Raw genomic sequence first — 13,471 nt, forward strand, 5'->3', positions numbered from 1 at the left:
GTCTACTTGACCCGCTGCTTCTCCAGCTTGCGCGCCAGCGTCCTCCGGTGCATGCCCAGCCGCCGCGCCGCTTCGGAGATATTGAAGTCGGTCTCGGCCAGCACCGCGTGGATGCGTTCCCACTCCAGCGTCTTGATCGAGGTCGAACGGTTGGTCACCTCGACCTCGGCACTGCCCGCGATGTGGCCGAAAGCCGCCTCGATATCGTCGGTGTTGGACGGCTTGGCCAGGTACTGCACCGCGCCGAGCTTGATCGCCTCGACCGCCGTGCCGATGCTGGCAAAGCCGGTCAGCACCACGATCAGCATGGTATCGTCGTGCTGGTGCAGCATCTGCACGCAGGCGAGGCCGGAAGCGTGCCCTTTCAACTTCAGGTCCACCACCGCATAACCCGGCGAATACGATTTGAGCAACTCCGCCGCCTCGTCCTGGCCCGGCGCCACCATCACCTTGTAGCCGCGCCGCTCGAAGGAGCGCGCCAGCGTGCGCGCGAAAGCCTCGTCGTCCTCGATGATCAGGAGCTCGCGGTCATCGGACATTCGCAGCCTCCCCTTCCAATGCGATGGCGGCCAGCGGCAGCGTCAGCTTCACCTCGGCCCCGCCTTCGGGACGGTTGGTGGCCGTGACCGTGCCGCCCAGCGTGCGCGCTACGTTCACCACCAGGAACAGCCCCAGACCTCCGCCGGGCCGCCCCTTGCTCGATTGATAGGGCTTGCCGAAATGGGCCAGCATCGCCGGCGCGAAACCGGGGCCGGTATCGGTGATCGACAGCACCAGCGTGCCGTTCGCCACGCGCGCCTCCATTCCGACCCATTCCGGCGAGGCCTCCAGCGCATTATCGAGCACATTGTCGATCATCTGGCGCAGCGCCGAATCGAACACCACGCGCACGTCGTCGCGGATGTAGTTCTGGTAGGCGAAGCCGCGCACCGGCCGGCTGCCTTTCCATTCCTCCACCAGCTGGTCGAGGAAGGTGCGGATGGTGGTGCGCGCCGCCGATTCGCCGCGCGTCTCGCCGGCCGCCAGCAGCACACCGGACACGATCGACTTGCAGCGCTTGAGCTGGGCCTGCATTTCGGTCAGCTCTTCCAGCATCTCGGGATTCTGCTTGAACTCCGGCATGCGCTTCCAGTCGCCCAGGATCACCGACAGCGTCGCCAGCGGCGTGCCCAGCTCGTGCGCCGCGCCCGATGCCAGGAGGCCCATGCGGACGATGTGTTCCTCTTCGGCCGCACGCTGGCGCAGGTCCGCCAGCTGCGCCGCCTTGGTGCGCAGCGTGTTGCTGATGCGGGAAACGAAGATGACCAGCAGCGCCGCGTCCAGCACGAAGCAGATCAGCAGGCCCTGCACGTACAGGCTGCCGATGCCGCGCGCATGGTCGAACGGCAGTGCCAGCGGCTTCGCGAACACGGCCAGCCCGGCAAGGCAGGCCAGCGTGATGCCGACGATGGTCCAGGTCGACCAAGCCTCCAGCAGCACGGCCGAAATAATCACCTGCAGCAGGTACAGGAAGGCGAAGGGATTGGTGGTGCCGCCTGACAGGTAGAGCTGGAGCGTGAACATGGTCACGTCCACCAGCAGCGCCGCGAACAGTTCGCGGTTGGTGACGGGACGGTGTTCGTGCCAGCGCAAGTGGCTGGCGATATTGAAGGCGATCAGGCAGGCCAGCACCTGCAGCATCTGCACCAGCGGCAGGTTGACGTTGAAGATCAGGATCGCGCCCGCGATAGTGGTCACTTGCCCGACCACGGCGATCCAGCGCAGCTCGATCAGCTGCAGCATATTGGTGTGGCCGGCCGCGTACTCGACATTGGCGGCCAGCGCCGCCGGCCCGCGGCCCGCCTGGTTGTTGTTCAGTGCTTCACTTTCAGCTGGCATCTTCCTGTTCCCGGTTCGCGCCGCCGCGGGCCGCCCACCACCATGCGCCGATGACCATCAGGGCCAGCGCATACCAGGTGAAGGCATAAACCAGGTGATTGTTATGGAAGGTGATCACGGTCAGGCCGCCCACCGGATGGTCCGGGGCGTCCGCCGGATCCTGGTCTTTGGCCGCGTCGACGAAGTATGGTGCAACATTATAAAGCCCCCGCGTCTTGGCGATGGCCGCGACGTCGCGCGAATACCAGCGGTTGTGCGCAGGATCGTTCTCGCGCAGGAAGCCGCCATGCGGTTCCGGCACCCGCAACAAGCCCACCACATCATAACGGGAAGCCGGGGCCGGTGTGCAAACCGCAGCCTCCGCACGGCGTCCGGGATACTTGTCGAGCAAGCCGTCCGCCAGCCCCACGAAGCCACGATTGACCAGCACGATGCTGCCGTCGGCCATGCACATCGGCGTGATGAGCCAATAGCCGCTGCCCAGGTCCGACACGGCCTGCACCGGCGTGGTGAACTGATAGAGGAAGAAACCAGACAACTTCACGCGGCGATATTCATCCGTCGCCGCAGAAAGTTGGCCCCAGCGCGCCGGAGGGGGTGGCGCGGCCGGGGCCGAGTGCACGCGTGACTCTACGCGCTCGATGAGGGCCAGTTTCCACTGCAGGCGTTGCACCTGCCAGGTTCCTAGCCCTGCAAACAACACGATCAGCAGCGCCGCGAGAATGCGCAGGGCCCAGGGCCCGATGCGGCGCGGCCGATCGCTGGAAGCCATCATGGCATGTTCTGCATGGCGTGGCTCGCGTCCATCGCCGGCATCATGTTGGCATTCATGTGATACATCACCCAAAGCGAGCCCGAGAGCACGATGAACAGCAGGATCACGGTCAGGATCAGCGCCATCATGTTCCAGCCGCCTTCGGACTTGCCGTTCAGGTGCAGGAAGTAAATCATGTGGACGATCACCTGCACGGCGGCAAAGCCGAGGATGACGACCTTGGTGGTGGTGGCCGGCAGCACGTGGCCCATCACCAGCCAGAACGGGATCGCGGTCAGGATCACCGACAGGATGAAGCCGATCGTGTAGTCCTTCACGCTGCCGTGGGCAACGATTTCGTCGTGGCCGTGGTGGCCGTGGTCGTGGTGGTGGTCGCTCATGGCAGCACTCCCATCAGGTAAACAAAGGTGAACACGCCGATCCAGACGACGTCCAGGAAGTGCCAGAACAGCGACAGGCACGACAGGCGGCGGAAGTTTTCCGGGGTGATGCCGTGTTTGCCCAGCTGCACCAGCAGGGTCACCAGCCACACGATGCCGAAGGTCACGTGCAGGCCGTGGGTGCCGACCAGCGAGAAGAACGCGGTCAGGAAGCCCGAACGCGACGGGCCATAGCCTTCGTGGATCAGCTGCGCGAACTCGGTCAGCTCCAGGCCCAGGAAGCACAGGCCGAAGATGCCGGTGATCACCAGCCACATCTGGGTGGCCTTCACGTTGCGCTTGGCCGCGGCCAGCATCGCGAAGCCGTAGGTGATCGACGACACCAGCAGGAAGGCCGTGTTCAGCGCCACGGTCGACAGTTCGAACAGCTCGGCGCCGCTCTTGCCGCCGGCGTAGTTGCGGCCCAGCACAGCATAGGTCGCGAACAGGCAGGCGAAGATCAGGCAGTCGCTCATCAGGTAGATCCAGAAGCCCAGCATGGTGCCGTTCTCCGGATGGTGCTCGCGCACGAAGTAGCGCGAGCTGTTGTCGGCGGCCGCTACGCCGCCAGCGTTGACGTTAATCTCAGACATGGCTTTCCAGCAGTGCGGTGCGAGCTTCTTCCGTGCGGACGACTTGGTCGGCAGGGATGTAGTAATCGCGTTTGTAATCGAAGGTGTGGAAGATGGTGGCGCCGAGCATCGCGACGAAGGCAATGCCCAGCAGCAGCCACATATGCCAGATGATGGCGAAACCGACCACGAACGCCAGGGCTGCGATGCCGAAGCCGGCCCAGGTGTTCTTGGGCATGTGGATCGCCACGAATTCCTTCAGCGGACGGGCATAGCCGTTCTTCTTCATGTCGGCCCAGGTGTCGTTGTCATGGACCATCGGGGTGAACGCGAAGTTGTAGTCCGGCGGCGGCGACGAAGTCGACCACTCCAGGGTGCGGCCATCCCACGGGTCGCCGGTGACGTCGCGCAGTTGCTTGCGGTTCAGGACCGACACCAGGATCTGCATCAGCAGGCAGCCAATACCGGCGGCGATCATCAGGGTGCCGACGAAGGAGATCTGGAACAGCCACTGGTCGGCGGTGTTTTCGAAGTGCGAGGTACGGCGGGTGTAGCCCATGAAGCCGAGGATGTACGGCGGGGTGAAGGCGACCCAGAAGCCGACCGTCCACAGCCAGAACGAGGCCAGGCCCCACTTGCGGTCCAGCTTGAAGCCGAACATCTTCGGCCACCAGAAGTTGACGCCCGCGAACAGGCCGAACAGCACGCCACCGATGATCACGTTGTGGAAGTGGGCGATCAGGAACAGCGAGTTGTGCAGCACGAAGTCGGCCGACGGCACCGCCAGCATGACGCCCGTCAGGCCGCCGATGATGAAGGTCAGCATGAAGGCGACGGTCCACATCATCGGCAGTTCATAGCGGATGCGGCCGTGGTACATGGTGAACAGCCAGTTGAAGATCTTGGCGCCGGTCGGGATCGAGATGATCATCGTCGAGATGCCGAAGAAGGAGTTGACCGAGGCGCCCGAGCCCATGGTGAAGAAGTGGTGCAGCCACACCAGGTAGGACAGGATCATGATCACGACGGTCGCATACACCATCGAGGTGTAGCCGAACAGGCGCTTGCCGCAGAAGGTCGACACGACTTCCGAGAAGATGCCGAAGGCCGGCAGCACCAGGATGTAGACCTCGGGGTGGCCCCAGATCCAGATCAGGTTCACGTACATCATCGCGTTGCCGCCCAGCTCGCTGGTGAAGAAGTGCGTGTCCAGCAGGCGGTCCAGGCCCAGCATCGCCAGCACGGCGGTCAGCACCGGGAAGGCCATGATGATCAGGATGTTGGTGCACAGCGCGGTCCAGGTGAACACCGGCATCTTCATCAGGTCCATGCCCGGGGCGCGCATCTTGATGATGGTGACCACCAGGTTGACGCCTGAGAGCAATGTTCCGACACCCGCGATCTGCAGGGACCAGATGTAGTAGTCGACGCCGACGTCAGGCGAGGCCAGGATGCCGGACAGCGGCGGATAGGCCAGCCAGCCGGTGCGGGCGAATTCGCCCACGAACAGCGAGGCCATCACGGTGATCGCGCCGAACGCGGTCATCCAGAACGAGAAGTTGTTCAGGAACGGGAAGGCAACGTCGCGCGCGCCGATCTGCAGCGGCACCACGTAGTTCATGAAACCGGTGATCAGCGGCATCGCCACGAAGAAGATCATGATCACGCCGTGGGCGGTGAACACCTGGTCGTAGTGGTGCGGCGGCAGGAAGCCGTGGTTGGCGCCGAACGAGATCGCCTGCTGGGCGCGCATCATCAGGGCGTCGGCGAAGCCGCGCAGGAACATCACGAGGCCCAGCACCATGTACATGATGCCGATCTTCTTGTGGTCGATCGAGGTGATCCAGTCACGCCACAGCGGGCCCCACAGTTTGAATTTGGTCAGGGCGGCGAGAACGGCCACGCCACCGAGGAGCACCATGATAAAGGTGCCCAGCAGGATCGGCTCGTGATAGGGAATCGCTTCCCAGCTCAGCCGACCGAAAATCAGCTTGGTCAAGTCAAAGTCTTGCATGGTTACTTCTTCGCAGTTTGGGTGGTCGGGGTGCAGATCTCGGCCTGCGCAACCTTGCGCTCGCCTTCCTTCACCTCGTGCGAGCCCATCTCGGAGGCCCGCTTGGCGTCTTCGTACATCTGCTTGTTGGCGCAGATCGAGCCCGGCTCGACGCAGCGGTTCAGCACTGCGTTGTACAGGCCGTCCTCGACGGCCGCGTACTGGTGCACCGGCTCCTTGACGCTGGGCTTGGCCAGCTGCAGGTAGTCGGCGCGGCCGAGGGCGCCGCCGGCGCTCTTGGTTGCCGCCACCCACTTATCGAAATCGGCCTGCTGCACGCCGCGGTAGCTGAAGTGCATGTCCGAGAAACCGGCGCCGCTGTAGTTCGACGACAGGCCTTCGCTGACGATCGGCTTGTTCTGGACCGCGTTCAGTTCCGTCTCCATGCCCGGCATCGCGTAGATCATGCCCGCCAGTTGCGGCACGTAGAACGCGTTCATGACGGTGGTCGCGGTGATCTTGAAGCGCACCGGCACATTGGTCGGCAGCACCAGTTCATTGACCGTCGCGATGCCCTGTTCCGGATAGATGAACAGCCACTTCCAGTCCATCGCCACCACCTGCACCGTCAGCGGCTTGGCCGAAGCGGAAATCGGGGTCTTCTCGTCGATGCGGTCGAGCGGACGGTAAGGATCGAGCTTGTGGGTGCTGATCCAGGTCACCAGGCCAAGGGCGATGATGATCAGGAGCGGTGCGCCCCAGATGACCAGCTCGAGCTTGGTCGAGTGGTCCCAGTCGGGCTCGTACTTGGCTTCAGTATTGCTTTTCCTGTACTTCCATGCGAACAGGACAATCAGGAACATCACGGGAACGATAATCAACAGCATCAGCGCGACCGAGATACTGATCAGGTCTGCCTGCTGTTTGGCAATGTCTCCGGACGGGCTCATCACCACCGTATTGCAACCCGCGAGGGCAGCAAGCAGAGGGGTCAGAACCAGCCCGCGACGGACGGTCAAAGGAATCATGCTTGTATAGGACGTTACATGGGATTGAGAACATGCTACTGTACTGCTAACAGCCAGGGCTGCACATTGGACGTTTTGTCCCACCCTTTGTCACAAGGCATTACTTTCAGGCGCAGCAGGGCTGTACTACAAGTAACAATATGGAGACGAAGATTATGCAAAGCACGACCTCGAACGGCGGTGTTGCAGGTGCCGCTCCCATTACCCACCCTACCAGCGGCGCGCGCAATATCAATGCACGCGACGGCGGGATCCACCCGGGCGAGATCGCCATCGGCGTGGTGATCGGCAGGGCTTCCGAGTATTTCGACTTCTTCGTCTACGCCATCGCTTCAGCGCTCGTGTTTCCGTCGGTGTATTTCCCGTTCGCAGACCGGCTGGAGGGCACGCTGTACGCCTTCACCATCTTTGCACTTGCCTTTATTGCAAGACCCATCGGCACCATCATCTTCATGAAGCTGCAGCAGTTGTACAGCCGGGAGATCAAGCTGACCCTCGCCCTGTTCCTGATGGGCACCGCCACCGCCGGGATTGCCTTCCTGCCCACCTACGCCAGCCTCGGCACCACGTCCATCGTCCTGCTGGCCCTGCTGCGCATCGGCCAGGGCGTGGCGCAAGGCGGGTCCTGGGACGGCCTGCCTTCCTTGCTGGCACTGAACGCGCCGGCAAATAAACGGGGATGGTACGCGATGCTCGGCCAGCTTGGCGCACCGGTGGGATTCCTGATCGCCGCCGGTCTGTTCTCCTACATGCTCAACGCGTTGTCCTCCGACGACTTCCTCGTCTGGGGCTGGCGCTACCCGTTCTACGTGGCGTTCGCGATCAACGTGGTGGCGCTGTTTGCACGCCTGCGCCTGGTCTCGACCCACGAGTACACCCACCTGCTCGACGCCCACGAACTCGATCCGGCCCCGGTCGGCGAACTGGTGCGCGAACAAGGCAGCAATGTCGTGATCGGCGCCCTGGCCGCGCTGGCCAGCTATGCCCTGTTCCACCTGGTCACGGTGTTCCCGCTGTCCTGGATCCAGCTGTACGACACCCGTCCGGCGTCCGACTTCCTGCACCTGCAGATGTGGGGTGCGGGCGTGGCGGCGGTCGGCATCCTGGTCTCGGGCCTCATCGCCGACAAGGTCGGGCGCCGCACCACGCTGGGTTCGCTGGCGGCGCTGATCGCGGTGTTCTCGGCCTTCGTGCCCACGCTCATCGACGGCGGCGAGACCGGGCAGAACATCTTCATCCTGGTGGGCTTTGGCCTGCTCGGCCTGTCCTACGGCCAGGCTGCCGGTGCGGTGACCGCCAACTTCCAGGCCAAGTACCGCTACACCGGCGCGGCCCTGACCTCGGACCTGGCCTGGCTGGTCGGCGCGGCGTTCGCCCCGGTGGTGGCGCTGGGCCTGTCGGCCAACTTCGGCCTCGGCTACGTCAGCCTCTACCTGCTGTCCGGCGCCGTCGGCTCGCTGGCGGCCCTGAGCCTGAACCGGGCGCTGGAGATCCGCGACTAGCGCAGCACGCAACTCGACACTCACACAGAACGTCGTTCCCGCGCAGGCGGGAACGACGTTCTCCTTTTAACGGTATCAAACAGGACGCGAACGGCGTTTTTCTTGGCGCGGTCTAAGATGGAGTTCCGGCGGATCTAATCAGAGGAGCCGCACCATGTCCTACACCGAACTCGTCAACATCCCCTCGGGCGCCATGTCCATGGAAGGCATGCTCGGCCTCCCCGACCAGCCGCGCGGCACCGTCCTGTTCGCCCACGGCAGCGGCAGCAGCCGCCTCAGTCCGCGCAACAACTACGTGGCCAGCGTCCTGCGCACGGCCGGCATCGGCACCCTGCTGCTCGACCTGCTCACCCCAGACGAAGACCAGCAAGCCGAAAACCGCTTCGACATCGCCCTGCTCACCCGCCGCCTGGCCGACGCCGCCGCCTGGCTGGCCCAGCATCCTGCAGCGCACGGCCTGCCCCTCGGCCTGTTCGGCGCCAGCACCGGCGCCGCGGCGGCCTTGCAGCTGGCGGCCCAGGCCGATGTCGCCGCCGTCGTCTCCCGCGGCGGCCGCCCCGACCTCGCCGGCCACGCGGCCCTGCCGCACGTGCGCGCGCCCACCCTGCTGATCGTCGGCGGCGCCGACACCGTCGTCATTGGCCTGAACCGCAAAGCCCTAGCCGAATTGCAGTGTGAGAAAGAACTGTCGATCATCCCCGGCGCCACCCACCTGTTCGAAGAACCGGGCGCGCTGGACGAGGTGGCGCGCCAGGCCCGCGACTGGTTCAGCCGGCACCTGGCAAGCCCGCGCAGCGCGCCGACATCCGCATAGGCCATCGTCCTACTGACCGGGCCGGATCGCTGCGCTAGCATGAAGCCTCGCGCCAGAACAGGAGACGAGCGATGTTTTCCCTGAGCAAATTAAGCCCAAGCATCACCGACATGATCCGCTTCGACCATTCCCACATGATGGTCACCTTCCACCAGTACACGCGCGACAAGCCGCCCAGCGTCAAGAAAGCGCTCGCGGAAACGATCTGCACGGCAGTCGATATCCACGCCAAGCTGGAGGAAGAGTTGTTCTATCCCGTGATGCGCCAGCTCACCAGCGACGAGCGCGTGATGGCCAAGAGCGAGCCCGAGCACGACGAGATGCGCGCCGTCATCGCCTTGCTGCGCCGCACCGATCCGCACAGCCCGGACCACGACCGTTTGGTGCTCGACCTGATGCGACTGGTCATCCACCACGTCGCCGATGAAGAAACCGTCCTGCTGCCGCAAGCCGAGCAAATGCTCGACAAGGACACCCTGTCCGACCTCGGCGCCAAGATGACCAAGCGCCGCCTCGAACTGCTGACCCCGGAAGCGGGCAAGATCGCCAAGGACACGGTGGTCGGTATCGCGGGAAGCACTGCCGCCGTCGCGCTAGGCGTGGCCGGCGCCATCTTCGCGGTGAATAAATTCCGCAAGTCGTCGGCGCATTCCTAAGGCCGGCGCAAAGTGCGCGCGATGAAGTCGACGGTGCGCTGCCAAGCCACCTGGGACGCGTCGCGTGTGCGCTCCTCGCTGGGGCCGATGAAACCCTGGCCGACGTCGGGCAACAGCACAAGTTCGGCGCTCCCGCCGGCATCCTGGATCACCGCATTCAGGCGCGAGGCCTGCGCGACCGGAATGAAGGTGTCCGTCATCCCGTGCACGATCAGCATCGGCGGCGCGGACTTGTCGACATAGGTGACCGGACTCGCCAGGCGGCGCTGCGGATCGCACGCGGAACCGGTGCAGCCGAGGTAGGCGTTGGCCGCCGCCATCTCCGGCATCCGGAGCAGGTCCGACGCGCCGGACCACGTCACCGCCGACTGCACGCAAGCCGATTCGTCCGCCGGCGATGGCGCCGCGGCTGTACCGCCGATCGCATTATTAAGCGGCGCGCCAGTGGTCTGGCGATCGAATCCGGCCGCGCCGCAACTCACCGCCGCCAGCGCCGCCAGCTGTCCGCCGGCTTCGGCGCCCCACACCGCCACGTGGGCGCGGTCGATGCCGTAGGTGCCGGCCTTGCTGCGTAGCCAGCGGATCGCATCCTTCACATCCATGATCTGCGCCGGGAAGCTGGCGTCCTCGGCGCGCCGATAATCGACCGAGGCCACCACGAATCCGCGCGCGGCCAGCGAGGCCAGCGCCAGCGGCCAGTTGGCGAAAGCGCCGTTGGCGCGGCGCGAACCGCTGTTCCAGTCGCCGCCGTGGATGAACACCACCAGCGGCCGCGGCGTGACGCTGGCGCCCGGCGGCAGGTAGAGGTCAAGGGCAAGCGGCTTCGGCGCGCCGGCGCGCGCATAGACCAGGTCCGGCAGCACCTTCACTCCCCAAGGAAAGACGGGCTGCGGCTTGGGAAACGGCCCCTCGGTCACGGCGTGTCCCGCGATTTCGGGCCGCATGGATTGCGCCCGTCCGGCTCCGGCAAACAGCAACAGGACGAGCACAGCCAATCCGGCCAGACGAGTTTGCATAGGGCCTCCGTTGAGTTTCATACCAATGATAGCGTCCCGTCGCCCCTAGAGCCAGCGCAGCACCAGTGGAACCAGCCAGGGCGCGAGCAGCGCCGTCATTGCGCCGTTCATGCCCATGCCGAGCCCAGCGTAGGCGCCCGCTTCCGCATTCACCTGGAACGCGCGCGCCGTGCCGATGCCGTGCGAAGCGACGCCCAGCGCGAAGCCGCGCGCCTCCATCGAGCGGATGCCGATCGCATTGAACAGAAAGCGTCCCGTAATCGCGCCGAAGATGCCGGTCAGGATCACGACCACCGCCGTCAACGCCGGCAGGCCACCCAAGCGTTCGGCGACCGCCATGGCGATGGGTGTCGTGGCTGATTTCGGCCCCAAGGTGCGCGCCAGTTGCGGTGTCGCGCCAAGCAGCCGGGCGATCGCCACCGACGACACGATGGCCGTCACGCAACCTGTCAGCAAAGCGCAGGAAATCGGCAGCAGCGCGCGCCGCATCCGCGGAAACTGGCGCGCCAGCGGCACCGCCAGCGCCACCGTCGCCGGCCCGAGCAGGAAGTGGACGAATTGCGCGCCGGCGAAATAGCGCTGGTAGGACATGCCGGACACCGTCAGCACAATCGCGATCAGCGCCACCGCGATCGCCACCGGATTGGCCAGCGGCGAAAATTTGCAGCGTTCAAAGATCGCGTGGGCGACGACGTAGGCGCACAAGGTCAGCGTCAGGCCAAGTAAAGGCGAAGCCGACAGATACACCCAGAAGGAGCCAATCCCGTTAAACATCGCGCCGCCAAGCATGTGCGTAGAAATACAGACCGTCGGTCGCGCGCAGGCGGGAACCCGTAGACCGCATGTCAGGATGCTCAGCATGGATTCCCGCCTGCGCGGGAATGACGGTATCTCTTCTGGAATTTGCCAGGCTATGCATCGTCCGGCTCCTTCGGATTGCCCGCCAGCGCCTGCATCACCAGCGCCGTCACTGCCAATGTCAGCAGCGTACTGCACACCAGCGCAACCGCAATCGCCAGCCACTGTCCACGCCCACTCGCCGCTGCAACGATAATGCCCACGCCGGCGGGAACGAACAGCAGCGAAAGATGCCGCAACAACTGAGTCGCCGTCTGCTCCAGCAGTTCGTGCAGTCGAGGCCAGGCCAGCAGCGAAGCGAACAACAGCAGCATCCCGATCACAGGCCCCGGTATCGGCCACCCACTAAGAAAAGCGATGCCCTCTCCAACACACTGGAAAACCAGCAGAATCGCAAGCGCGAGCAGCATATGGCCTCCGTTCAGTTAGGTTGACCCAGCTCTCGCTGACGCCGTTTTTCCAGCGCCCCCTCCACGTAGAGCAGCCATTTGTCTTCGCGATCAAACGACATGCCAATTGTGTCGATCTTTTCGGCACTGCGACGCGTCTGGAGCGCGTCGTCAAACAACAGGTAGCTGGCGCCCGCGACGAACCAGGGATAGAGTTTGCAGTCCACGTAATTCGTCAAGCGCCCGCCACCAAACGCCCAGAACGCCGGATCGTTGTGGCGGTCAAAGCTGGTGTCGCGGATAACACCTTTAGCGTCACTTTCCAGAAGTGCAAATGACGCATGCTCCTCCCCGGCGAGGCGCTTCTGCACCAAAAACTCGTACTTGATCTGGCCGTCGGCGGTCGGGGTCGCGCTCACCACCTTAACAACTGCAATATTCTTGGCGTCCGCGATTTGTTCATCAACACCGATCAAATGCCCCGGTGGCGCGGCCCAGCACGCCAAAGCAGGCTGTTCGGCAAGCGCAAGCAGCAGAACCAACCCCGAAAAAGCGCGACACAAACTCATCATCTGTTTTCTCCTATTCACCGAACGTGTCCACCACTAGCGCCCGCAGCCACAATCCGCCCGGATCCTCGTTGTAGCGCCGGTGCCAAAACAGATTGGTTTGCAGCGACGGCAGGGCCAGGGGCGGCTCGATCAACTTCAGCCCGAACGGCTTGGCCGCCCTCTCGGCCAGCTTCCTCGGCACCGTCACCACCAAATCGTTCTCGCTCACAATGTAGGGCACGGCGGTGAAATGCGGCACCCGGTAGCGCGTGTCCTTGCCGACGCCAGCCTGCTCGAGCAGTTGGTTGATCCGGTCGTAAGGACCGACCCTGGCGTCCAGGAGCAGATGCTCGGCCTGCCTGAAACGTTCCAGCGTCACCTTGCCGCGCGCCAGCGGATGCGTGGTGCGGAACATGCTCACGTAGGGCTGGCGGAACAGCAGGCGCTGGTACAACGCTTCCGACATGCCTTCGAACGGCCCGATAGCCAGGTCGACGCGCCCGCTCTCCAGCTCCTCCTTGAGCCCTACCGGCCTGACCCGCACCGAGCTCAGTTGCACGTGCGGGGCCAGAATGCGGGCGCGGGCCACGAGCGCCGGCATGAAGTGCACCTCGCCCACATCGGTCATCGCCAGCACGAAGCGGCGATCGCTGGTCGCGGGATCGAACTGGCTGCGCTGGTTGAGCGCCAGCGTCACCTGCGCCATCGCCACCCCGAGCGGCCCGGCCACCTGCTCGGCGAACGGTGTCGGCTGCATCCCGTGCGCCGTGCGCACGAACAGTTCGTCATCGAAGGTGCGGCGCAGGCGCGCCAGGGCATTGCTGACCGCCGACTGCGTCAGCCCGAGGCGCTTGGCGGCGGCCATGATCTGGCGCTCGCGGTAAACCTCCTGGAACACGGCCAGCAGATTGAGGTCGATGGAATGCGGTTCGATCATGGCGCTTGTTTTATTTATCTAATCAATAGTCTACATTTTTGTATTCGCCTCGTAAATTATTCTCGATTGCCTTAGAGTGGTGG

At 64.3% G+C, this 13,471-nt stretch carries 15 protein-coding genes; 3 read left to right on the forward strand and 12 right to left on the reverse strand.

Annotated elements, in window-relative coordinates:
* Positions 1 to 2: 2 nt before the first annotated feature.
* Genes NX778_RS05490 through cyoA form a run of 7 tightly spaced genes read right to left on the reverse strand, consistent with a single transcriptional unit; the run spans position 3 to position 6,665 of the window.
* Positions 3 to 539: a response regulator transcription factor gene (locus NX778_RS05490; RefSeq protein ID WP_258810655.1), complete on the reverse strand. Its 537-nt coding sequence runs from the start codon at positions 537 to 539 to the stop codon at positions 3 to 5.
* Entirely contained in the window at positions 529 to 1,878 is a 1,350-nt protein-coding gene (locus NX778_RS05495; protein WP_258810656.1) for an ATP-binding protein, read from the reverse strand. The genes NX778_RS05490 and NX778_RS05495 overlap by 11 nt, the downstream gene beginning before the upstream one ends.
* Positions 1,868 to 2,653 carry an SURF1 family protein gene (locus tag NX778_RS05500; RefSeq protein ID WP_258810657.1) on the reverse strand — a complete coding sequence of 262 codons (786 nt, stop codon included), beginning with the start codon at positions 2,651 to 2,653 and terminating at the stop codon, positions 1,868 to 1,870. Before NX778_RS05500 ends, NX778_RS05495 begins: the two co-directional genes overlap by 11 nt.
* Positions 2,650 to 3,033: a cytochrome o ubiquinol oxidase subunit IV gene (gene cyoD / locus NX778_RS05505; protein ID WP_258810658.1), complete on the reverse strand. Its 384-nt coding sequence runs from the start codon at positions 3,031 to 3,033 to the stop codon at positions 2,650 to 2,652. Before cyoD ends, NX778_RS05500 begins: the two co-directional genes overlap by 4 nt.
* Positions 3,030 to 3,665 (reverse strand): cytochrome o ubiquinol oxidase subunit III, encoded by a 636-nt coding sequence (gene cyoC / locus NX778_RS05510; protein WP_258810659.1) that lies wholly within the window; start codon positions 3,663 to 3,665, stop codon positions 3,030 to 3,032. The genes cyoD and cyoC overlap by 4 nt, the downstream gene beginning before the upstream one ends.
* A complete protein-coding gene (gene cyoB / locus NX778_RS05515) occupies positions 3,658 to 5,658 on the reverse strand; it encodes a cytochrome o ubiquinol oxidase subunit I (protein ID WP_258810660.1) in 2,001 nt (666 codons plus the stop codon). Before cyoB ends, cyoC begins: the two co-directional genes overlap by 8 nt.
* Positions 5,659 to 5,660: 2 nt before the next feature.
* The gene (gene cyoA / locus NX778_RS05520; protein ID WP_258810661.1) at positions 5,661 to 6,665 is read right to left on the reverse strand and encodes a ubiquinol oxidase subunit II; all 1,005 of its coding nucleotides are present in this window, start codon (positions 6,663 to 6,665) and stop codon (positions 5,661 to 5,663) included.
* A 155-nt stretch (positions 6,666 to 6,820) separates the two neighbouring features.
* Here cyoA and NX778_RS05525 point away from each other — a divergent pair, with 155 nt between their 5' ends.
* The 3 genes from NX778_RS05525 (at position 6,821) to NX778_RS05535 (ending at position 9,637) form a co-directional block, all read left to right on the forward strand.
* Positions 6,821 to 8,167, forward strand: coding sequence for an MFS transporter (locus NX778_RS05525; protein WP_258810662.1), 1,347 nt, complete (start codon positions 6,821 to 6,823; stop codon positions 8,165 to 8,167).
* Positions 8,168 to 8,321: 154 nt separating this feature from the next.
* On the forward strand, positions 8,322 to 8,981 hold the full coding sequence (locus NX778_RS05530; protein WP_258810663.1) for a dienelactone hydrolase family protein: 660 nt from the start codon (positions 8,322 to 8,324) through the stop codon (positions 8,979 to 8,981).
* Positions 8,982 to 9,052: 71 nt separating this feature from the next.
* Positions 9,053 to 9,637 (forward strand): hemerythrin domain-containing protein, encoded by a 585-nt coding sequence (locus NX778_RS05535; protein ID WP_258810664.1) that lies wholly within the window; start codon positions 9,053 to 9,055, stop codon positions 9,635 to 9,637.
* Here NX778_RS05535 and NX778_RS05540 read toward each other — a convergent pair.
* The 5 genes from NX778_RS05540 to NX778_RS05560 all read right to left on the reverse strand — a co-directional run bounded on the left by NX778_RS05540 (position 9,634) and on the right by NX778_RS05560 (position 13,388).
* Positions 9,634 to 10,653: an alpha/beta hydrolase gene (locus NX778_RS05540; protein ID WP_258810665.1), complete on the reverse strand. Its 1,020-nt coding sequence runs from the start codon at positions 10,651 to 10,653 to the stop codon at positions 9,634 to 9,636. The genes NX778_RS05535 and NX778_RS05540 overlap by 4 nt on opposite strands.
* 45 nt (positions 10,654 to 10,698) lie before the next feature.
* The gene (locus tag NX778_RS05545; RefSeq protein ID WP_258810666.1) at positions 10,699 to 11,427 is read right to left on the reverse strand and encodes an LrgB family protein; all 729 of its coding nucleotides are present in this window, start codon (positions 11,425 to 11,427) and stop codon (positions 10,699 to 10,701) included.
* A gap of 137 nt (positions 11,428 to 11,564) precedes the next feature.
* A complete protein-coding gene (locus tag NX778_RS05550; protein ID WP_258810667.1) occupies positions 11,565 to 11,921 on the reverse strand; it encodes a CidA/LrgA family protein in 357 nt (118 codons plus the stop codon).
* A gap of 11 nt (positions 11,922 to 11,932) precedes the next feature.
* The gene (locus NX778_RS05555) at positions 11,933 to 12,472 is read right to left on the reverse strand and encodes a hypothetical protein (RefSeq protein WP_258810668.1); all 540 of its coding nucleotides are present in this window, start codon (positions 12,470 to 12,472) and stop codon (positions 11,933 to 11,935) included.
* A 10-nt stretch (positions 12,473 to 12,482) separates the two neighbouring features.
* Positions 12,483 to 13,388 carry a LysR family transcriptional regulator gene (locus tag NX778_RS05560; protein WP_258810669.1) on the reverse strand — a complete coding sequence of 302 codons (906 nt, stop codon included), beginning with the start codon at positions 13,386 to 13,388 and terminating at the stop codon, positions 12,483 to 12,485.
* Positions 13,389 to 13,471 lie beyond the last annotated feature (83 nt).

Origin of the sequence: Massilia terrae (genome assembly GCF_024753145.1) — a bacterium.
Classification (GTDB): domain Bacteria; phylum Pseudomonadota; class Gammaproteobacteria; order Burkholderiales; family Burkholderiaceae_D; genus Telluria; species Telluria terrae.